We start from the raw sequence: 21,486 nt of genomic DNA, 5'->3' as shown, positions 1-21,486 counted from the left end.
GCATTAATCAAAGCGAGCCAGTGCTCACGATTTGCTAGGCATGCGGAAATCCGAACGATTTGGGAAATGCAAATCTTTCTTTTTGCGTCGCCAACTTTTGTGGTCTAGCTTTCTCCGGACATCGCGGCCAACTGCTGCGACGCCGACACAAAACACACTTTCCAAGTGAAGACGCGATGCACGTTACCTCCCCCGCAACCTTCGACATCGACGCGCTGTTGCAAGCGATCGATAGCGAACGACCTAGCGGAGATGGACGCGCTTATGCTCGCGGCTTGCGAGCCGAACTGGCCGAACTGCGAAACCCACCTCGTTCGGCAAACCCCGACGATCAAGACACCGACGGTGGTCCCGACTGCGTCGATTGGATGGCGATCACGATGGTCGCGACGGAGGCGTTGTGCGAGAAAACCAAAGACCTACGCATCGCGTGCCATCTGACCGAGGCCGCGATGCAACATTGGGGGATCGCCGGACTTCGCGACGGTCTGATCCTAATGCGACGAATGGTCGAACAATTTTGGGACACGCTGGCACCGGAACTGGACCCAGACGATCCCGACGCTCGCTGTTCACCTCTAGAAAATCTGTTGGACGACCCAAATCGTGGGCCGCGGATGCCAAGCGTCCTGCGAGCTCTGCCTATTCTAAACGCGGGCGTTCATAAGTTCAGTCTGATGACTGCGACGCGGCAGAGCGAAGATCTAACGAGTGCGGAGATCGCCACTGCGATCCGCCAGGTGACCGTCCAAGACGCCTGCCTCTTGTCGGAAGAGGTCGATGGCGCGATCGCCGAACTGGAATCATTCCATCAGGTGCTTGTCGATCGGATGGATGAATACGCTCCATCGTTTGTCCATCTGGAGGAATCGCTCCACGTCATTCGCCAGTGGCTCGACAGCGTCTTGAAACCACAATTTGAATCGCGCGACATCGTCGATGCCGAGGAGGCAGTCATGCCGCAAGCCCAAACACCCGCGACAACCGACACGAGCGATTCGACGGCAATCGTCGCAACCACGCAACAACTGCGTGCCCAAACCTACAAACAGCTGACCGAAGCGGCCAACGTTCTGCGACAGATCGAACCGCACAGCCCAATTCCTTTTATGGTGCAACGCGCCGCCCGCTTGGGCCAGCTGCCGTTCCCTGAATTGATGGCTCAATTGGTCAACGAAGAATCGACACTGGAGATGTTTCACCGTGAATTAGGCTTGTCCGCCAGCGGTGATCAGGCGTCAGGGACTGACGATTAGCGTACCGATCCATGTTCGCCACGACGAGGTTTGTGGGGACATTCATTTAACCTAGCTTTCTCAATTGGGGGCATTCGATGAGCGATAGTCGACAACACACACTGGACCGAGTCCGACGACCACGTGTCCAAGTGACCTACGACGTGGACACCGGCGGCGCGCTGGAAACCAAGGAACTGCCATTGGTCGTCGGCGTGATGGCCGATCTCTCGGGCCAGCCCGAAGTCGCCAATGCTCCCTTGAAGGAACGCAAGTTTGTTCCGATCGACCGCGACAACTTCGACGACGTCTTGGCCAAGAGCAACGCTCGCGTCGCAGCTCGCGTCGACAACAAATTGACCGATGACAACTCGCAACTGTCGGTTGCATTGAACTTCCGTTCGCTGGAAGACTTCGAACCCGAACAGGTCGCTCGCCAAGTTCCTGTTCTGCGTGAATTGCTCGACATGCGAACTCAACTTTCGAACTTGCTGGGCAAGCTCGAAGGAAACGACAAGCTGGAAGAACTGCTGAGCGAAGTGCTGGAAAACAGCGAAGCCGCCAAGTGCTTGCAAAGTGAACTCAACAGCGACACGCCTGCTGAGTAGTCCCGCATTGATCCGTTATTCACTCAAAAAATACACAACCAACACGTTATCGGAGCATTCCTATGAGCAGCCTGCAAACTGAATCCGAAGGCGGCGCAGCCGTAGCGGAACTGTCGCTGATGGACCAAATCTTGGACCAAACACGCGCCTTGGACGACAGCGAACGTTCGCGCAACCAAACCTACATCGAACAATTTGTTGCCAAAGTTGTCGATGGCAACGCGACCGTCGACAAAGACGTCGTCACCAACATCACCAGCTGGATCGCCGAGATCGATCACAAGCTGTCGGTCCAATTGGCCGAAGTCATGCACTGCGACGAATTCCAACAATTGGAAGGCACCTGGCGCGGACTGCATTACCTGACACAAAACTCGGAAACCGGCACCAGCCTGAAGATCCGCGTCATGAACGTCAAGAAGGCGGAATTGCAAAAGGATCTCGAGAAGGCGGTTGAATTCGACCAAAGCACGATGTTCCGCAAGTGCTACGAAGAAGAATACGGTCAACTGGGCGGCGAGCCTTACGGCATGCTGGTCGGCGATTACCACTTCGGCCGCACCGCCGACGACATCAACCTGCTGCGTTTGATCAGCAACGTTGCCGCTGCCGGACACGCGCCGTTTGTCGCCGCTGCCGATCCAAACATGTTCAACATGGACAGCTTCACCGACCTCAGCGGACCTCGCGATCTGGCGAAGATCTTCCAAGGTGCCGACTACGCTGCATGGCGAAGCTTCCGCGACAGCGAAGACAGCCGCTACGTCGCGTTGACGATGCCAAACGTTCTGGGCCGTCTGCCTTACGGTGGCGACTTCAAGAAGGTCGAATCGTTCGACTTCAACGAACACGTCGATGGCACCGATCACAGCCAATACCTGTGGATGAGCTCCGCATGGGCTTACGCAACTCGCGTCACCGATGCGTTTGCCAAGCACGGCTGGTTCGCTCAAACCCGCGGTGTCGAAGGTGGTGGCAAGGTCGAGAACCTGCCCGTCCACACCTTCCCAACCGACGACGGCGACGTGGCGATGAAGTGCCCAACCGAAATCGCGATCACCGATCGTCGCGAATTCGAACTGTCGAACCTTGGCTTCCTGCCACTGTTGCACGCCAAGAACACCGACTTCGCAGCCTTCTTGGGAGCTCAAAGCTGCCAAAAGCCAAAGACCTACTTCGAAGAAGACGCCAACGCCAACGCTGAACTGTCGTCGAAGATCAACTACCTGATGTGCGTCAGCCGATTCGCTCACTACTTGAAGGTCATGGCTCGCGACAAGATCGGTTCGTCGATGGAACGCGCCGAATGCCAAGAGTGGTTGAACGATTGGATCAGCAACTACGTCTGCGATCCAAGCACCGCCGGCGAAGAGACCAAGGCAGAGCGTCCGTTGAGCGAAGCTCGCGTCGAAGTCGCTGAGATCCCTGGCCGTCCAGGTTGGTACGAAGCGATCGCTTACCTGCGTCCGCACTTCCAAATGGAAACTCTGGGTGCTTCGATGCGTTTGGTCGCCGAAGTTCCTAAGCAAGGCTAAGACGTTGATCGGTCGCGCGGCCCGATTCCGATCGGGTCGACATGACACGTCGCAGTCACGCGCTGCGACGTTGATTGCTCAAAAACAAATTCAAATAAAAACATCCCGACATTTAAGGATCTGAATCATGGCAGTTGACTATTTCTTGAAGATCGATGGCATCAAGGGCGAATCCGAAGACGATAAGCACAAAGACGAAATCGAACTGATCGACTTCGAATGGGCTGAACAACAAAGCGGCAGCTTCGGCCAAGGTGGCGGTGGCGGTGCTGGCAAGGTGAAGATGGAAAACTTCAAGTTCCGCACCTACCTGAACTCCGCTTCGCCTGCGTTGATGCAATCGTGTGCCGAAGGCGCTCACATCAAGGACGCTACGTTCACATGCCGCAAGGCGGGTGGCGGCCAGAAGGAATATTACAAGGTCACGATGGAAGACATCATCGTTTCCTCGTGCCACATCAGCGGTGGCAGCGGCGAGATCGAAGAAGGGGCTTGGGTCGAAGGACATCCTGTCGAAGAAGTCACTTTGAACTTCGCCAAGATCAAGTGGGAATACCACCCACAAAAAGCTGACGGTTCGCTGAATTCGGCGAAGACCGGCGGCTACGACCTGAAGAAGAACAAACGCGTCTAGCATCAACGCGTGATGCGTGGAGGTAGCGGTGAGTCGGCTCGTTTGCGAATCGACTCGCCCACACCTCTCGCTTCCAACGGCAAGATCTCGCCGCGACCGGCAGACCACCGGTCGCAGGCACGCCGGGTTGCGGTGAACTTCCCATCCCAACCGTTTCACAGCAAGCTTTCCCACCATGCGTTCTACTCTGCCAACGAACAAGCTTTCGCTGTTGCCATCGGTCTTCGATCGCTTGGCCGATCTGAGCAACGACGGCTTCGACAGCCAACCGTGGTACGACGTCGCCACGCTCAGCAACGCGGTTCGCCGCGACTTGGAAGATCTCTTGAACACCCAGCAATCGCTGCCCGAACTCGGCCGCGATTTTCCTCTGCTGGCCGAATCGGTCGTCGGATTTGGCGTCCCCGATCCATCGACATTCGCTTTGGACACGCCCAGTGGCCGCCGCTGTCTGGCCGCCGCGCTGTTGAACGTGATCAATACCTTCGAGCCGCGGTTGTCGGATGTGCGAATCGAATTAGGAAATGCCAACGGAGAGAAGTTTCGCGAGCTAAAGTTTCGCGTCGTCGCTCGTTTGGCGATTGAAACTTCACCACAAATCGTTTTCGAATCGAAGCTACACGTTCCCAGCGGCCAGTTCAGCATCGGTCAGGACTCAGAATGACACAGACCCTGTTCCAGTATTACGAACGCGAACTGAACTATCAGACCGAACAATCGCGCGAGTTCGCGGTCCGTTATCCAGCCGCCGCCGGCCGGTTGCGGATGGACGCCTCTGGAACCGCCGATCCACACGTCGAACGCTTGATCCAATCGGTCTCCTTGCTGGGAGCGCGGATCCACAAACGCTTGGACGACGATCTGCCCGAAGTCACCGACGCGTTGCTGTCGATCTTGTACCCGCACTACCTGCGGCCGATCCCTTCGATGGCCATCGTCTCGCTGGCCGCAGAGCCCGCGAATCTGCCACCGCAAGGAATCTCCGTCCCGCGCGGCCTGCCGCTGCGGACGTCGCCCGTCGGCGGCCAAGCGTGTCGCTACACAACCACACAAGCGACCCAATTGTGGCCGCTGGAAATTCGCAGCGTCGAAATGTTGCAGCCTCCGTTGGGTGAAGGCCCCGCGGCGCCGCAAGGGACCGCTTCGGCGATTCGAATTCGCGTTCGCAACCTGCACAACAAACCGATCAACACGCTTCCGTTGGAATCGCTGCGATTGCATCTGACCGGGCCCGATCCCGTCGTCGCCGGCCTCTACGAAGGCCTCGTCCGCGACGCGATCGAAGTCGCCTTTGTCGCTCCCGGCGGCGAAGCGATTCGCGTCCCCGCCGCCGACGCTCTCACGCCGACCGGTTTCGATCGCGACCAAGCGATGCTCCCCTATCCAGCGCAATCGTTCGACGGATATCGCTTGCTGACCGAACTCTTTTCGTTTCCCGAGAAGTTCTCGTTTATCGACCTCTCCGGTTGGCAAACCGCTAGCGAGCAACTGCACTCTCCCGAAGCGGACGTTTGGATTTTCCTGAGCGCACCGCACGATACGATCTGCGGATCGGTTCGCACCGACCATATCCAATTGGGCTGCACGCCGGTCGTCAACCTCTATCCAAAGATCTGCGAACCGATCCAGTTCTCGCGGCAACAGCACGAATACCGCATCGTTCCCGATGCGTCGAAGCGGATGGGATGCGAGGTCTACAGCGTCGATCAAGTGATCAGTTCGCGGATCGATGGCGACCGGCATTGGCGTCCATTTTTTGATCTCGGCCGACGCGATGGTCAACCCGCCGCATCGGGTTATTGGCACGCGGCGCGTCGCGACAGCCAAGCCGCCGGCGATCACGGATCGGAAGTCTATCTGCAACTTGTCGACGAACATTTTGATCCGCACGCACCGGCAGCCGAAGTGGTCACCGTGCGGGCGATGTGCACCGACCGCGACGTGCCGACGCTGCTGCGGCAGCAAGGCGACACGGTGAAGTGGCACGTCGACGCGGCGATCCCGATCAGTTCGGTTCGGTGCCTGAAACACCCGACGGCAACGCTGCGTCCTCCGGTGCGACGCCATGCTCATTGGAACCTGATCAGCCACCTTTCGTTAGGGCATCGCTTCCTGGAAGGGCCCGACGGATTGCAATCACTCCGCGAGATCCTGCGTCTGTACGACTTCTCCGATCCCGACTCCTACGACACCCGTGGCGCCGCGGCGCGGCAGATGATCGACGGCGTGATCGATCTGCAGCACCGGACCGTGACCCGGCAAGTTGGACCGCCCGAAGAGGGCTGTTTCGCTCGGGGATCGCAATTGACATTCATATTGAACGAAGACAACTTTGAAGTCACCGGTGCCTATTTGTTTGCATCGGTACTGCAACGCTTCCTGGGCTTGGCTAGCGGGATCAATTCGTTTGTAGAGACGGTCGTCGAGACGCGTCAACGCGACGGACTGCTGGCCCACTTTCCGCCGCACGATGGCGAGGAGCCGCGGCTGTGATCGACTCCGTTTCCCATAGCACCTCGATCGCCGGCGACGCCTCGTTTACGACCGGCATCGCCGCCGAAGCGCCTCATCCGCTGGAACGCTTGCCCGTCGGTTCGGTCGGCCACGAACTGTTCCGTAAACCCTCGAAGTTCGACTTCTTCGAAGCCGTTTTGTTGCTGCAACAACTGGCTGCCAGCGAAGTCGATCAACCGGCGGCGCCGATCGGAAAATTCGCTCAACCGTCGCAGGAATCGCTGCGATTCACCGTTCCGCATTCGCAAGCCTTTCCGACCGCGTCGATCGAATCGATCCGCTGGGACGCGCAGCAACAGCGGCCGCAAGTTTGCATCAACTTCATGGGACTGACGGGGCCCAGCGGAACGCTGCCCCGATCGTACACCCAGCGTTTGCAACAGATCGAAGCGACCAGCCGCCATACCGACCGCCACGCGCTCCGCGATTGGTTGGACAACTTCAACCACCGCATGGTTTCGTTGTTCTTCGACGCGTGGGCCAAGTACCGGTTCCCCGTCGCGATCCGCCGCCAACAGTTTGAACCGGCGAAGCGAAAGCCGTCGCCGACGATCGTTCGCGTCGCCCTCTCCGCAATCGCGGGCCTGTCGCCTCCCGAACCCGAAACGAAACCACATCAGGCGGAGCGCAATGCTCACGCGGCCGCAGCGTCCTCGCAACCGCAGCCATCCGACGAAGCCAAGGCGGATCAAAACGAAAACCCTCGCGGCGAGGGGACGATCGATCGCGACGAACTGTTGGGATTGGCCGGCCTGTTGTCGCAGCGACCGATGAACGTCGCCAATCTGCAGTCGGCATTGAAGCAGGCGTTGGGCGTGCCGGTGCGTGTGAAACAGTTCGATAGTTGTTGGTTGAACTTGGAAACCGAATCGCAATCGCGGCTCGGCGTTGAAAAATGCAAGCTCGGCTACGACACGATGTTAGGCGAACGGATCTGGTCGCGACAGCAGAAGGTTCAAATCGAAGTCGGTCCGTTGTCGGCACGCGACTTCCAACGCTTCCTTCCCCCTTCGGAAAACCATCTCGGCGATGGCTTTCGTCGGCTCGGAGAGATGGTCCGCGTCTGCGTCGGCCCCAGTTTGGACTTCGACATCCGCCCGCTGCTGAAGATCGAACAACCGCTGGAAACTCAGCTGACAGCGGAAACCTCGCTCACGCGACTGGGAATCGACAGCTGGATCGGCACCCCGGACGATACCGCGGTCGCCAACGATGCGATCTTCCCGGGCGTCTAATGACGCTGATAAAACCCTCTTCGCCCGGAAGTCAAAAATCCGCGGCAATCCCAGTATTTTCTGCTACTGGCAACCTCTTGGGGCAGGTCGTGGGCAAGCAGCACAAGCTCGCTGCAACCGACACGGGCGGTGGCTTTCTCGCCCCTTGCCGCCTGCAACTCGAGAGGGAATTTTCGTGCGATCCCCACGATGTCGAGGTATCATGGCCATCAAGACTTTTCTTTGAGATCTCATCTGAGTCAATCCTGTGACAGCGCATCCTGAGCCATCGTCCCTTGCAATCCGGTACTCTCTCGCTTCAACGCTGTTGGACCAAATCTCCGACGTCGTGTGGGTCGCCAGTTTGCAAGACCGTGGCTTGGTCTACTGCAATCCCGCGGCCAAGCGGTTGTTCGGATTTGACGCCAATGCCGACGCGACGCTCGATGATTTGTTGTTGAAAGTCCATTCGTCCGACCGCGGCAACGTGCGACGCGACTTACATCACGTTCGCGAAGACGGATCGGTCACGCACAAGTTTCGGATCTGCGACAGCGAGGGCAAAACGACTTGGATCGATCAACGCGCTTCGCTGGTCCTCGACGATGCGGGCGAACCGATCGGAATCGAAGCGGTCGCGCAAATAATCACGCTCCGCGAGATCGCGAATCAAAACGAATTGGAATCGGTCAGCACCCATCAAAAGCTCCGCGAACACGTCTCGTTGTGCGTTCTTCGCAAGGATAAAAAGGGACGCTTCCAATACGCCAACGAAACGTTCTGCGAATCGATGGGAATGCAATCGCAGGACCTGATCGGCAAAACCGATTTCGATCTGTTCCCCGCCGAACTCGCTCGGTCGTATTTCGAAAACGATCGCGCGGTGATGGACAGTGGGCAGCCCGAACATGTAGTCGAAGAACATCAGACCGCTGACGGGACCCAGAGTTTTGTCGAGGTTTTAAAACTGCCCGCTTTCAGCCCCAAAGGGAACGTGGTCGGCGTGCAGGTGATCTTCTGGGACGTCAGCTATCAGAAACAAAATGAAAGCGAGCTGGAACAGTCGCAGTTTCTGATGGACACGTTGTTGGATAACGTTCCCGACGCTGTCTATTTCAAGGATCGCAAGAGTCGTTTCATCCGGATCAGTCGCAGTCACGCGCGGCTATTCCAACTGGACGATCCCCAAGATGCGGTCGGCAAATCGGACGCCGACTTCTTTGGCGAAGAACACGCCGAAGCCGCATTGGCCGACGAACGCCGGATCATCGAAACCGGCGAATCGATCATCGCCAAGGTCGAACGTGAAAACTGGCCCGATCGCGAAGACACCTGGTGCTCGACGACGAAGGTGCCGCTGCGGAAAGCAACGGGAGAGATCATCGGAACGTTTGGGATCTCCCGCGATGTCTCGACGCAAAAGCAAGCCGAGATCGAACTGTCGCGCGAACGCGATCTACTGCGAACGATCACCAACAACATCCCCGACCTGATCTACGTCAAAGATCGGCACGGCAGGTTTGTTACTGGAAACACCGCGGTCTTAAAACTGTTTGGCGTCGAATCGAGCAAGGATCTGGTCGGCAAAACCGATTACGATTTTGTCCCGCCCGAACTGGCGTGCAACTACGTCACCGACGACCAGATTGTGATGCGGACCGGGGAGCCGTTGATCGATCAAGAGGAGACGTCGCAGCATAGCGATGCCGAGCGTTTTTGGTTGCTGACGACCAAGGTTCCACTGCATGGCGAGGATGGCGAAATCATCGGGATCGTTGGTATCGGACGCGATATCACCGCTCGCAAGCTGGCTGCCGAGGAGTTGTTGGCAGCGAAAGAAGCTGCCGATGCGGCGAACCGGGCCAAGAGCGACTTCCTGGCGAACATGAGTCACGAGATCCGCACGCCGATGAATGCGATCATCGGGATGACCGAATTGCTGTTGGACACGCGGCTCGATTCCAGCCAACGCGGCTACCTGAAAATGGTTCAGGAATCGGGCGACGCGCTGCTTTCGATCATCAACGACGTGTTGGATTTTTCGAAGATCGAAGCCGGCATGTTGGATATCGACTCCACTCCGTTCGACCTTCGCGAACTGTTGGGCGACACGATGAAGACGCTTGCAGTTCGAGCCCACATCAAACGGCTGGAACTCGCGTTCCGAGTCGCTCCCGGGCTGCCTCAATACGTCGTTGGCGATGCCGGACGACTGCGGCAAATCGTGGTCAATCTAGTCGGCAACGCGATCAAGTTTACCGAACAGGGAGAGGTGGTCGTCGACGTCGAACTACACGAAGCCGACGATCAAGCGACCGAAATCCGCGTCTGTGTGCGAGATACAGGAATTGGCATTCCCGCCGAGAAATGCAAGTCGGTCTTCAACGAGTTTGAGCAGGCCGACGCATCGACAACCCGTCGCTATGGCGGGACCGGGTTGGGACTAGCAATCTCGTCGCGGTTGGTGGAAATGATGGAAGGGAAGATCTGGGTTGAAAGTAAAGTTGGCGTCGGCAGCCAGTTCTATTTCACGATCCGCTGTGGAATCGCCCCGGACGATATTCAGCAAAAGAAGAAACGGGGCGTGGTTGTCGTGGGTGGCACCCGCGTTCTCGTTGTCGACGATAACGAAACAAATCGCCTGATCCTCGATGAAATGCTCTCGAACTGGGGGATGTATCCCGAATTGGCCGATGGCGGCGACGAAGCGCTCGAATTGCTGAAGCTGGCGGATGAGGAGGGGAGTCCGTTTGGGCTGATCGTCAGCGACGTCAACATGCCGGGACTCGACGGTTTTGAATTCGCCACGCGCGTCCGAAGTCTACCCGCAGCAGGGGAGATCCCGATCATCATGCTCACCTCCGGCGGTCGCGTGGGCGATAAAGATCGACGCGAAAAATTGAAGATCGCCGAACGGTTGATGAAACCTGTCAAGCAATCGGAGCTGTTCGATGCGATTGTCAGCGCGCTGGGCGTTTCGGCGTCGGAGGATGCTCGCGACGAACAATCCAAACCGCTCTACGATTTGCGAAAGCTGAAAATCCTGCTGACCGAAGACAATCTTGTCAATCAAACCCTCGCCATCGGCGTGCTCAGCAAACATGGGCACGAGGTGATCGCGGTCGGCAACGGACAAGAGGCGATCGACATCTTGCAGGAACAGACTTTCGATCTGGTGCTGATGGATATCCAGATGCCGGTGATGGATGGGATGACCGCGGCGCGGATGATCCGCGAACAGGAACAAGAAACCGGTGGTCACATCCCGATCATCGCGATGACCGCGCATGCGATGAAAGGGGATCGCGAGGAATGTCTGGCGGCGGGGATGGACGAATACGTCCCCAAACCGATTCGGACTGCGACGCTGTTTGAGAAACTAATCAAGGTGATGTCGCGCGGTAGCGATTCCCCGCCGAGCGACTTCGACGCTACAGAGCCCGAACAAGCGACGGTAGATGACGTTGCTGTGGAGCAGGAAAGCGAACCGGTGACGTCGTCGGTCCCAGACATCCAGCTCGAATCCACTCGATTTGAAACCGCCACCGAACCGTCCTCCGCGTCGCCGATCGATTGGGATCGTTTGCATTCGACTTTGGGAGAGAATCGCGAGCTGATCTCCGACCTATTTATGGCTTTTTCGCTGGAAAGTGGCTCGTTAGGGAAATCGATCCGGGCGGCGGTTGCCGACCAGGATGCGAGCCTTCTGAAGGCTTCGGCACATACGCTGAAGGGTGCAGCAATGGCGATCTGTGCGACGCAGTTGTCTGAATTGTTGGAAGTTTTAGAACTGAAGGGACGATCCGGCACCGTGGGCGATGTTGCAGATCAGCTTGCGTTATGGGAGCAAGCGATGGCGAAAACGCTGCGGGAGACCGAAAAGTTTTTGAACGAACAGGGTTAGTCCCGGCGAGTGTGGTCGTTGGAATGGCGTTATAGTGGAAGGCGATTCCCAAGAGACGCGTCGCCGCTGTCGGTGGGTGTTCGCGAGCTTTTATCGTTCCGACCAACACAGGAAGAATGATCATGGCAAATGTATTGCTGGCAGAAGACAGTTCCACTCAAGTTGTTCTGCTGAGATCTTTGTTGGAAGAGGATTCGCACCAGGTCCGCGTTGCAGCGGATGGGCAGGTCGCTCTGGAAATGGTCGCTCATCAGGTGCCCGATGTTGTGGTCACCGACATGCAGATGCCGAACATGAACGGTTTGGAGTTGGTGAAAAGTTTGCGGCAGATCTATCCGCAGGTCCCGGTGATTTTGATCACGGCTCAGGACAGTGAGGAACTGGCGGTCCAAGCGCTCAAGGAAGGCGCTGCCGCTTATCTGCCCAAATCGCGGCTCGACGAAGAGTTGTTGGATTCGGTGACCCATGTTTTGAGCTTGCTCGACACCGAGGTGAGCTACAAAAATCTGATCGACTGCCTGGACTACTATGAGTTCCAGTTCACGTTGGAGAACGATCCCAAGCTGATCGCACCGCTTGTCAATTTGATTCAACAGATGGCGGCGGGAATCCAGTACTGCGACGACGTCACGCGAGCGCGAATTGGGATGGCGTTGGAACAAGCGTTGCGGAACGCCTTGTATCACGGCAACTTGGAACTCAGCCGCGACGCATTACGCAAGGATGAGGAATTGAGGGTCGTCGGCGAACCGTCGATCGTCGATCGCCGCCGCCACGAACCGCCGTATGCCGATCGCAAGATCCACTTTCGCGCCAAACTGGGACACGATCAGCTGCAGTTTACGGTTCGCGATGACGGAGCGGGGTTTGACTGTGCTGCCGTCGAGCCTCCAGAACAAAAACATCTGGACGATCAAACCGGTCGCGGACTGTTGTTGATTCAATCGTTTATGGATGAGGTTGCGTTTAATCCCGAGGGAAACGAAATCACATTGACCAGCCACGTCGCCGAAGTTGCCAGCGTTTGAAACCGACAACCGCTGAGGCTGGAAATATTTGATTTGCTGTTTGGGCTTTCCTGCCCAGTTCGCTTTGCATTGTGATTCTGCGGCGGTTAGGATTTTGGCAGCAAACATTGCAACCCCACCTAACTAAAACCTCTTTGCGGAGTCCTACCTGTGATCAAACGCCGTCAGTTCCTTCAAGCGTCCGCTGCCGCGGCAGCTGTTGTCGCCTGTCCATCGATCGTTCGCGGACGCAACCTGAACTCCAAACTGTCGGTCGCCGGAATCGGCTGTGACGGCAAGGGCTGGTCGGACATTAAAGAGATGTCGGATCACCCACAGACCCAGATGGCCGCCTTCTGCGACATCGATTTGGCGCGAACTGAAAAGGTCAAAAAACTAGCCCCCGACGCGCCGGTCTTCCAAGACTACCGAGAGATGCTGGCCAAGCTGGGCGACAAAATCGATGCGGTCACGGTTTCGACTCCCGACCACATGCACGCCTTCATCACCCTCGATGCGATGCGTCAAGGCAAGCACGTCTACTGTCAAAAACCGTTGACCCACAATGTCTGGGAAGCTCGACAGGTCGCCAACCAAACCAAGAAGTCGGGCGTGATCACTCGACTGGGCAACCAGATCCATTCGCATTCGGTCTACCGAACCGGCGTTCAAGTGATCCAATCGGGAACGATCGGCAAGGTCAAAGAGGTCCGTTCGTGGTGTGCCGCGACGGGGCATGGAAAGTCGGGACAGATCTCGGTTCCGAAGAACCCGCCAGCGTTGCCCAAGTCGGTCGATTGGGATCTGTGGATCGGCGTCGCTCCGATGCGAACCTACGGCGGCCACAACGTCTATCACCCGTGGGGATGGCGAGATTGGCAGGACTTCGGCAACGGAGCCTTGGGCGATTTCGGCTGCCACATCTTGGATCCCGTCTTCACGGCGCTGAAGATCGCCGCTCCGCCGACTCAGCTGAAAGCGGATCACTCGGGGATGAACGACCAGGTCTGGGCGGCTCAAACCCAAGTCGACTACGTCTTCCCTGGCACCGAATTGACGACCGACGATACGATCAAGATCAGCTGGGACGACGGTGGTCTGTTGCCTAGCGTCCGCGGATCGCATATCCCCGGCACTGTCGCGCTGCCAAAATCGGGGTCGATTTTCATCGGCGAAAAGGGAACGATGGTCATGCCACACGTTGGCCCACCGCAATTGTTCCCGCAGGATCAATATGCCGCCGACGCGATCGAAAAGGTCGAAAGCGTCAACCATTACCACGGTTGGGTCGACGGTTGTTTGAGCGGCGAACAGCCGAGCGATGGATTTGATTACGGCGCCCTGTTGACGGAATCGGTTCTACTGGGCAACATCGCGGTTCGTTATCGCACGCAGAATCTCCAATGGGATGCTGCCGCGATGCGGTTCACGAACAACGACGACGCCAACAAGTGGTTGCGTCGCGATTACCGTACCGGTTGGAATATCGACGAGGTGTAGCCCGCTTCGTCGCTGAATGAAAGAGCGAACTGAGTGTCGAAGCCCCGCACGATTGAGATCAAACCCTCGCGTCATTTTCCTTTTGTGTCCAGGCACCCCTGGGCACACGTCGCCTCGCTGGCCCCTTCTCACGGCGAATTGCCGACCGGTGAAGTCGTCGACTTGGTGACGCACGATGGCAGCTGGGTTGCGCGGGGGCTTTACAGTCCAAGCGGCAAGCTGTGCGTTCGGCTCTACACCTGGGATCCCGCTGAAGCGATCGACGATGCGTTTTTCGCGCGTCGCATCGATGAAGCGATCCAGCGTCGCCAGACTGCCGGTCTGGAACCGGTCTGCGATGCGGTCCGGATCGTCTACAGCGAAGCCGATGGGATCAGCGGTCTGATCGTCGACCGCTATCGCGATTTCCTGATCGTGCAAGTCAACGCCGCCGTGATCGCTCAGCGGATCGATGCGATCGTCGCCCACTTGCGCGAGCGAATGAATCCCAAAGCGATCATCGTTCGGATCGATGCCGCGACGGCGAAAGCTGAAGGGATCGAAGCCCGCGACGACGTCGTCTTCGGTGATCCGCCTCCGGCCGACCTTCTGATTCGCGAAAACGATATCGAATACACCGTCGATCTGATGCACAGTCAGAAGACCGGAATGTACTTGGATCAACGCGAGAACCGTCGCTTGGCCGCATCTTATATGAAGGGACGCGAAGTCCTCGACATCTGCAGCTACGTCGGCGGATTTGCCATGAACGCTGCGAAGCTAGGCGAAGCGGCTAGCGTGCTGGGGATCGACACCAGCGAGCGAGCTGTCGCGGCGGCGACCACCAACGCCCAACGCAACGGTCTGGACAACGTCCGCTTTGAAAAAGGGGATTGCTTCCAACGGCTGGAGCAATTCAAGCAAGAGGGGAAGCGTTTCTCTGGCATCATCCTCGACCCGCCGCGGTTCGCCGGTTCGCGTCAGAGCGTCGATGCCGCCGTCCGCGCCTACACGAGGTTAAATCGTGGGGCTTTGGAAATACTGGAGCCAGGCGGGATCTTAGTCACCTGTTCCTGCTCCGGCCGCGTCACGCGTCCCGACTTTATGAAGATGCTTCAGAAAGTCGGCCTCCAGACCCGCCGCGATCTGATCCTGTTCGAAAATCGCGGCGCTGCAGCCGATCACCCGGTGCGGCTGTCGTGTCCCGAGACCGACTATCTGAAGTGCGTGATCTGCGAAGCGCGTTGATCCCGGGCTGCAAGCATCTGTGATCCCTGCGGGATCGATCCATGCGATGGGGCCTGTTTTCCGGAGGTACGCCGCTGCGCGTCGACCTCCGGCTACCTTCTGCGATCCCTGCGGGATCGTTTCTCGTCGAGATGCAGACACCATTCCGAAGGAATCGCAGAAGGTAGCCGGTGGTGAGAGCGTAGCGAACACCACCGGACTCGATCGCGTAATCAATTGCTGCCCCCGACGGGGTCACACTCCGACCCGCCCTCCGCGCTGGATCGTTCCGTGTCGGACCGGATCTTCCGACTGAGACCGCCCTCGTCGGTCGATCCGTCGCCGACAACTTGGCATAATCTTGCCGTGGCCTGCCGCATGGTGACTCGGCCAGCCCATTTGTTTCTGCTCCATAGGCCTCAAAGAGCTTTTCGTATGTTCAAGATGTTAAACGCAAACGTGTTGCGATCCGCCGTGCTGGCGACCACGACAATGGTTAGCTGTTTCGCGGGTGCCGTGGCCCGTGCCGAAGCGCCTGCCGCCAAAGGCCCGGCCACCGAGGTGACGAAGCGCGAGGGACTTGTCGCGTTTTGGGACTTCCAAGAACCGGCCGGACAGCCGCGAATTTCGCGGGGCGGGGAACCGTTGGCTCTTCAGGAAATGGAGGGGCCGATCGCACGTGTCGATGGAGGCGTGTTTGGTCCCCATGCGGCTCGGATCCGATCGGGGCAATGGTTCATGATCCCGCGGCCTCAGATCGGCGGGCTCGACATCCACGGTCCGGAGGCTCAAGTGACCGTTGTCGCGTGGATCCGGCGCGATGGGAAGCAGAACTGGCAAGCGATCGCAGGAGCTTGGGATGAGACGCGGCGGAAGCGGCAGTACTGTCTGTTCCTCAACGCGCCTCGTGGCACCAAAGCCGACGAGATGAAGCGCTACCCGTTAAAGAATCGCATCCACGGCCACGTCTCTGGCGTCGGCGGGCCCACGCCGGGCGAGCGATACTGCATCACGTATTCCAGCGGTGCGACGGAGATCCCGCTGAAGCAATGGCATTGTCTGGCGATGACTTACGATGGCAAACAATCGTGCGTCTACGTCGACGGCCGGCTCGATGCTCGCTCGCAATACAACCCGTTCCCCTACACCAAAGGCTTGTTCGACGGCGGATCCGATGGCGCCGCATTCACTGTTGGGGCGGTCCATCGCAGCGAGGAATGGGGCAACTTTTTCGATGGCGAGATCGGCGGATTGGCTGTCTTCCGGCGGGCGTTGAGCGAAAGCGAACTGCTTTCGTTGGCGAATCAGATTCCGCTGCCTGATGCCTCGGGCGACCGTTGAGCCTCGACCGCATCATCTGCCTGGACGATGGAGACGTCGTCGATGTAGATCCAGTTTTCGGTTTCGATGTCGGGATGCCGGTACATGCCAATTTTTAGGTAGTGCTGGTATCCGTTGTTCATGTTGGGACCGGTGGCGACCATCGACGGCTCCGCTGAACCATCGATGAAGAACTCGGCTCGCCCTTCCGCCCCCTGGGACCAGTGGACAAGAGCCTCCACCGCAACCCAGTCGCCTCGCTCGATTGGGACCGGAGCGGATACAAACTGAGGCTGATTGTCCTTGGTCACGCCGTAGGTCATGCCGACCGATAACTGGCCATCGACATCGCCAATGCCCAACGCGATCGGCGGACTCCGCGATTCGAATGTCTCCCAGGTTTCGTTTTGGCGGGCGTCGGGTTGGTCATGCCATTGCCCGATCACCCACCAGCGATTCTGGGGATCATCGGAGATGAAATCGTCGGCAAATCTGAATCTCCAGGCATAGCGGACGCGATCGTTTTCAGTGAACGGAAAATCGACGCTGACCTCCGCGCGGACGCCCCCATGCAGCTTGGGCTGGTCCGGCGCGATTCGCAGGCCCAGACATCGCCCGCGAGGATCGTCGACGATTGCGATACTCTCCGCTGTGGCGACGTCGACGTTAGCGATCGCCACAAGATCGTCGGGCATGATCGTTTCCAGATACATCTTCTCCAAGCTTCGATCCTGCTTTTTGGCACCACAGCCAACGACAACAGCCAGCCCCAGCGCGATCGCGAATTCGATAGTTTGTCGGCGCATGGTCTCTCTGCTTCACAGGGCGGTTCAAATACCGGGAAGCCTCGCCCCAAGGCGATTGCATCCGCAGCGGTCACTACGATCAACTGGAACGCGACGACAACCACTGGATGGCAATATTCACTTCTCGATATCACCGATTATCGGGACTACAGAGCTCAAGGCAATCGAGCGAGGAGTATTTCCCGAGCTCCGGTTTTGCGAGCCACCGCGTGCCGAATCGGTCACCCTGGCGTCCAACACATCTAATATGTATGCCGACACACAATATTCTATAGTGGTGTCGCCCGCCGGGCTGAACAGATTGCCACATTCATTCCACCGGCGGTTTACACCACCGACATTAGATATGTCGCCCTCCGGGCTGAAATCGCCACAGTGAAGACTCAATCGTCCGCGCCACCCAGCTGATCCCCAAGCCCGTGGTCGTCACAATCATTCTGGGCGGAGGCTGTTAGAAACTGCCGGTCGGCAAGAGGATGCCTTTGCACTAAGTCGCTGGTTGTTCGATTGGGATCGGCGAGGGAGCGGGAGCTTGGCGGCTGGCGCGGAGCGAGAAAAAGAACTGGCACCCGATCATGCAGAGCAGTGAGACGAGGCCGACGACGTAGCAGGCGGGGCGAAAGAAGGACATGAAATCGCCGCCTGGCTGGAACACGTTTTTGACCAGCATCACGCCGACGTAGCCGAGGTAGCCGATCGAATCAGCAAGGTACATCAGGTGGACGAGATTGCCGCGATCGCGCGTCATCGCAATCAATCGCTCAAAGATCGTAGTGTGCGTGGCGACGTAGGGGAGGTAGAGTCCGACGCCGATCAAGACCATAAACAGGAACGGCGAGATCAATCCGACGTGTTGGCCATAAGTCGACATCAGCAAGATCGCAAACCCAATCGAACAGGTTGCCAGGGCGAGCTTGAATCCGCGGTAGTTGTCGCCAACCAGCATCGCCGCTCCGTTGGCTAGCGTCACGCCAAGACCGACCCACAGTTCGGAGTAACTGAACAACTCGGGAGTCGTCGTCACGCCTAGGCTCTCCCAAATTTGCGGGGCAAAGTCGGAGCGGACGCTGCGCACGATGGTGACTAACAAATACATCACTAACAGCGGTGTCAGGCCCCAGGCGTAACGCGAGAAGAAGTCGCGACGCTCTTGCGAAGTGAGCGGCACGCGTTTGCTGCGGGCAGCGATATCGGCGTCGCTCGGTGGCGGAACCTGTCGCAGCATCCAGACAAAAAAGAGCATCGGGAGCAGGAACAGCGCTCCAGCGGTGGCGGGCATCCAGAAGCCCGGAACGCCCATCTCTAACAAGCCTTTGCCAACCGATTTGGTGACGCCGTCGGAAAGGATAAAACTGGTGCAAAGGATCGCCGCCAAGGCTTCGGTTTGCTTGCGACCTTCCAGAAATCCAAGGACCAAGCCGAAGACCATCCCCAACGGCAGACCGTTGAGCACCAGGCAGATTATGTTATACGGAGCGGGAACCAGGCCGAATCCGATCAAAGCGACTTCGGCGAACAGGATCAAACCGATGATGCTGACCGCGCGGCGATGGGCCGGCAGTTCCGAAAGGATCTTGATCCCCAGGAACTTCGACACCATGTATCCGAAGACTTGCGCCGCCACGGCAACCGTTTTGTAGCCCCAGCCCCATGCCGTCATGTCATCGTAATCGATCACCGTAAACGGTTTGCGAAAGGCATACATGCAGAAGTAGGTTCCGAAGGCGGCCATGCTCCCCCAGAGCATCGGTGACCAAGTCGCCGCGGTTTGCCAAACGGATGTATTGCGGGAGCGTGTGTCCATGGATTCCGTCGGTGTGATTGGAGTTGGCGTGCGTGCGACAGCTATTAGATAACACGTGTCGCCACAGCATTCAAAGCAGTTTCATCAAATCCTCATAATTGGTGGGCTCGTGGTGCGAGCCGATTCGTTGTTTACTAGCTTCCAAGCCACCGCTGCCTGGATGCGGGAAGAGTTCCCTCTCGCCCGCCCGCACCAGCGGCATCGGCGGCAACGGGATGCATTGTTTCGACGTCACTTCGCTGTGCAGCAGAAGAATATCGAAGGTAGAAAACCGATGACAATAAAGTACGACGTCGCTGTCGTTGGTGCCGGAATTGTTGGCCTGGCTCACGCTTGGATGGCGGCAGCCCGCGGCAAGAAGGTTCTGTTGGTCGAACGATCAGCGGTGGCCAACGGCGCTTCGATCCGCAATTTTGGAATGGTTTGGCCGATCGGACAGCCTGCGGGAGAACTACATCGGGTGGCAATGCGATCGCGAGAGCTGTGGTTGAAGCTTGCCAAGCAATCGGGAGTTTGGGCAAACGCCTGTGGGTCGTTGCATCTGGCGCATCGCCCCGATGAATTGGCGGTGCTAGAGGAGTTTACCGCTCAAAATCAAAACGGTGAGATCAACGTCCAGATGCTTACCGCAGCCGAAACGCTCCGTCGCACGCCAGCCGCGAAGCCCGATGGATTGTTGGGATCGATGTGGAGCGACACCGAACTGTGCGTCAATCCGCCACGCGCGATCGCCGCGATCCCGTCGTGGCTATCGAGCCGCTACGGCGTCGATTGCGAATTCGCCACAACGGTCTGCGAACTGGCCGATGGAACGCTCCATTCCAGCGATGCAAGGCAATGGCAAGCGGATCGCGTTGTTGTCTGCAGCGGAATCGATTTCCAGACTTTGTTGCCCGAAGCGTTCGCCCAATCGCCGCTGAAGATTTGCAAGTTACACATGATGCGGACCGCTGCGCAAGCCGATGCGTGGCGGATCGGGCCTCACTTGGCCAGCGGGCTAACGCTGCGACACTACAGTTCGTTTGCCGATTGCTCGTCGTTGGCGGCAGTTCAGCAACGCGTCCGAGAGGAAACGCCTGAACTGGATCGTTTTGGCATCCACGTGATGGCTTCGCAAAACGAACTCGGACAAGTCGTGCTGGGCGATTCACACGAGTACGACGACGACATCAGCCCCTTCGACCGATCGGAGATCGACGCATTGATCCTTCGTGAACTGCAGCGGCAATTTGACTTGCCCGACTGGAAAATCGAGGCTCGCTGGCACGGCATCTACGCAAAACATCCCGATCGCGAGATGTTGGAGATCGAAGCGCGGGATCGCGTTCATGTCTGCGTTGCTCCGGGCGGAGCTGGGATGACGATGTCGTTTGGCGTCGCCGATCGCTTCTGGAACCAAATCACCGGGCAAGCTGCATCGCTGTAGATCGATTGTGGTCTTCACGTCACGGTCGGAAGTTCATAGAACGCTCCGCCGGAATCACTCGCCCGCTGTTATCGCTCGCTCGAGTTCATCGATGTCGGCTCCCGCAATGCTGGCCAAGTGCTGAGTGATCTTCGGGGCCGGCCAGTCCCACCATGCGATGGTTTCCAGCCGATCCGCGTCGGGTTCGGCAAACCGGCGGCGGATCTCGCGAGCGGGGTTGCCGCCGACGATCGTGTAAGCGGGGACATCGGAAGTGACCACCGATTTCGCGGCGATGATCGCGCCGTTGCCGATCTTCACGCCCGGCATGATCGTCGCTTCGTATCCAATCCAGACATCGTTTTCGACAACGGTATCGCCTTTATGCGGCAGCGTCCCCGCGGCGGGCGCGTTGGACTCCCAGCCGTTGCCAAAGATCCAAAAGGGATACGTACTGACGCCATCCATCGGATGGTTGGCTCCATTCATGATGAACCTGACGCCGCGACCGATCGCGCAGAACTTGCCGATCGTCAGCTTGTCCCCGATGAATGGAAAGTGATACAGCACATTGTCGATAAACCGCTCGGGGCCCGCGGGATCGTCGTAGTAGGTGTAATCACCGACGATGATGTTTTCGACGTCCGCCGCCGCAAGAATCGGCTTGAGATAGCCGACTTGAGGAAAGCCAGCCAGCGGATGTTGGGTGTGGGGATCGGGACCGTGCATGCGATTCTCTTGGGGCGCGTACGTACGTGGGCAATGTACGCAACCCGCATGCGAATTGGAAGCGG

At 58.0% G+C, this 21,486-nt stretch carries 16 protein-coding genes; 13 read left to right on the top strand and 3 right to left on the bottom strand.

All coding sequences use genetic code 11. The features are described 5' to 3' along the window. Positions 1-176: 176 nt before the first annotated feature. The 12 genes from tssA (at position 177) to CA51_RS07770 (ending at position 16,698) form a co-directional block, all read left to right on the top strand. Positions 177-1,256, top strand: a complete 1,080-nt coding sequence (tssA, locus tag CA51_RS07825) for a type VI secretion system protein TssA (protein WP_145119367.1) — start codon at positions 177-179, stop codon at positions 1,254-1,256. Between the two features lie 77 nt (positions 1,257-1,333). Then, complete coding sequence (gene tssB, locus CA51_RS07820; protein WP_145119365.1) at positions 1,334-1,843, top strand: type VI secretion system contractile sheath small subunit; 510 nt, start codon at positions 1,334-1,336, stop codon at positions 1,841-1,843. A gap of 62 nt (positions 1,844-1,905) precedes the next feature. Next, entirely contained in the window at positions 1,906-3,378 is a 1,473-nt protein-coding gene (gene tssC, locus CA51_RS07815; RefSeq protein WP_145119363.1) for a type VI secretion system contractile sheath large subunit, read from the top strand. A 127-nt stretch (positions 3,379-3,505) separates the two neighbouring features. Then, positions 3,506-4,012: an Hcp family type VI secretion system effector gene (locus tag CA51_RS07810; protein ID WP_145119361.1), complete on the top strand. Its 507-nt coding sequence runs from the start codon at positions 3,506-3,508 to the stop codon at positions 4,010-4,012. Between the two features lie 175 nt (positions 4,013-4,187). Continuing rightward, positions 4,188-4,676, top strand: a complete 489-nt coding sequence (gene tssE, locus CA51_RS07805; protein WP_145119359.1) for a type VI secretion system baseplate subunit TssE — start codon at positions 4,188-4,190, stop codon at positions 4,674-4,676. Then, positions 4,673-6,505, top strand: a complete 1,833-nt coding sequence (tssF, locus tag CA51_RS07800; protein WP_145119357.1) for a type VI secretion system baseplate subunit TssF — start codon at positions 4,673-4,675, stop codon at positions 6,503-6,505. Before tssE ends, tssF begins: the two co-directional genes overlap by 4 nt. Next, positions 6,502-7,761 (top strand): type VI secretion system baseplate subunit TssG, encoded by a 1,260-nt coding sequence (gene tssG / locus CA51_RS07795; protein ID WP_145119355.1) that lies wholly within the window; start codon positions 6,502-6,504, stop codon positions 7,759-7,761. The genes tssF and tssG overlap by 4 nt, the downstream gene beginning before the upstream one ends. Positions 7,762-8,008: 247 nt before the next feature. Further along, on the top strand, positions 8,009-11,644 hold the full coding sequence (locus CA51_RS07790) for a PAS domain-containing hybrid sensor histidine kinase/response regulator (protein WP_145119353.1): 3,636 nt from the start codon (positions 8,009-8,011) through the stop codon (positions 11,642-11,644). A 122-nt stretch (positions 11,645-11,766) separates the two neighbouring features. Continuing rightward, complete coding sequence (locus tag CA51_RS07785; RefSeq protein WP_197451673.1) at positions 11,767-12,672, top strand: ATP-binding response regulator; 906 nt, start codon at positions 11,767-11,769, stop codon at positions 12,670-12,672. 150 nt (positions 12,673-12,822) lie between these two features. Next, the gene (locus tag CA51_RS07780; RefSeq protein ID WP_145119349.1) at positions 12,823-14,151 is read left to right on the top strand and encodes a Gfo/Idh/MocA family protein; all 1,329 of its coding nucleotides are present in this window, start codon (positions 12,823-12,825) and stop codon (positions 14,149-14,151) included. Between the two features lie 33 nt (positions 14,152-14,184). Next, complete coding sequence (locus CA51_RS07775; RefSeq protein ID WP_145119347.1) at positions 14,185-15,378, top strand: class I SAM-dependent rRNA methyltransferase; 1,194 nt, start codon at positions 14,185-14,187, stop codon at positions 15,376-15,378. 414 nt (positions 15,379-15,792) lie between these two features. Beyond that, the gene (locus CA51_RS07770; RefSeq protein ID WP_231746053.1) at positions 15,793-16,698 is read left to right on the top strand and encodes a LamG domain-containing protein; all 906 of its coding nucleotides are present in this window, start codon (positions 15,793-15,795) and stop codon (positions 16,696-16,698) included. On the opposite strand, the gene CA51_RS07765 is transcribed toward CA51_RS07770, so the two are convergent. Next, a complete protein-coding gene (locus tag CA51_RS07765; protein ID WP_145119345.1) occupies positions 16,662-17,483 on the bottom strand; it encodes a polysaccharide lyase family 20 protein in 822 nt (273 codons plus the stop codon). The two genes, CA51_RS07770 and CA51_RS07765, sit on opposite strands and share 37 nt — an antisense overlap. A gap of 487 nt (positions 17,484-17,970) precedes the next feature. Further along, positions 17,971-19,287: a DUF5690 family protein gene (locus CA51_RS07760; protein ID WP_197451672.1), complete on the bottom strand. Its 1,317-nt coding sequence runs from the start codon at positions 19,285-19,287 to the stop codon at positions 17,971-17,973. A 274-nt stretch (positions 19,288-19,561) separates the two neighbouring features. Here CA51_RS07760 and CA51_RS07755 point away from each other — a divergent pair, with 274 nt between their 5' ends. Next, positions 19,562-20,713, top strand: a complete 1,152-nt coding sequence (locus CA51_RS07755; RefSeq protein ID WP_145119343.1) for a TIGR03364 family FAD-dependent oxidoreductase — start codon at positions 19,562-19,564, stop codon at positions 20,711-20,713. 54 nt (positions 20,714-20,767) lie between these two features. On the opposite strand, the gene CA51_RS07750 is transcribed toward CA51_RS07755, so the two are convergent. Continuing rightward, the gene (locus CA51_RS07750) at positions 20,768-21,421 is read right to left on the bottom strand and encodes a CatB-related O-acetyltransferase (protein ID WP_145119341.1); all 654 of its coding nucleotides are present in this window, start codon (positions 21,419-21,421) and stop codon (positions 20,768-20,770) included. Positions 21,422-21,486: the final 65 nt, after the last annotated feature.

The sequence above is a fragment of the Rosistilla oblonga genome, from assembly GCF_007751715.1.
In the GTDB taxonomy this organism is placed as follows: domain Bacteria; phylum Planctomycetota; class Planctomycetia; order Pirellulales; family Pirellulaceae; genus Rosistilla; species Rosistilla oblonga.
The sequence above is the reverse complement of the archived record's forward strand: the minus strand, read 5'-3'. Positions and strand labels throughout refer to the sequence as shown.

Excerpts from the sequence above, each read along its gene's own strand:
- tssA (WP_145119367.1), top strand. The coding sequence starts at position 177 with ATGCACGTTACCTCCCCCGCAACCTTCGACATCGACGCGCTGTTGCAA.
- tssB (WP_145119365.1), top strand. The coding sequence starts at position 1,334 with ATGAGCGATAGTCGACAACACACACTGGACCGAGTCCGACGACCACGT.
- tssC (WP_145119363.1), top strand. The coding sequence starts at position 1,906 with ATGAGCAGCCTGCAAACTGAATCCGAAGGCGGCGCAGCCGTAGCGGAA.
- CA51_RS07810 (WP_145119361.1), top strand. The coding sequence starts at position 3,506 with ATGGCAGTTGACTATTTCTTGAAGATCGATGGCATCAAGGGCGAATCC.
- tssE (WP_145119359.1), top strand. The coding sequence starts at position 4,188 with ATGCGTTCTACTCTGCCAACGAACAAGCTTTCGCTGTTGCCATCGGTC.
- tssF (WP_145119357.1), top strand. The coding sequence starts at position 4,673 with ATGACACAGACCCTGTTCCAGTATTACGAACGCGAACTGAACTATCAG.
- CA51_RS07785 (WP_197451673.1), top strand. The coding sequence starts at position 11,767 with ATGGCAAATGTATTGCTGGCAGAAGACAGTTCCACTCAAGTTGTTCTG.
- CA51_RS07770 (WP_231746053.1), top strand. The coding sequence starts at position 15,793 with ATGTTCAAGATGTTAAACGCAAACGTGTTGCGATCCGCCGTGCTGGCG.
- CA51_RS07765 (WP_145119345.1), bottom strand. The coding sequence starts at position 17,483 with ATGCGCCGACAAACTATCGAATTCGCGATCGCGCTGGGGCTGGCTGTT.
- CA51_RS07760 (WP_197451672.1), bottom strand. The coding sequence starts at position 19,287 with ATGGACACACGCTCCCGCAATACATCCGTTTGGCAAACCGCGGCGACT.
- CA51_RS07755 (WP_145119343.1), top strand. The coding sequence starts at position 19,562 with ATGACAATAAAGTACGACGTCGCTGTCGTTGGTGCCGGAATTGTTGGC.
- CA51_RS07750 (WP_145119341.1), bottom strand. The coding sequence starts at position 21,421 with ATGCACGGTCCCGATCCCCACACCCAACATCCGCTGGCTGGCTTTCCT.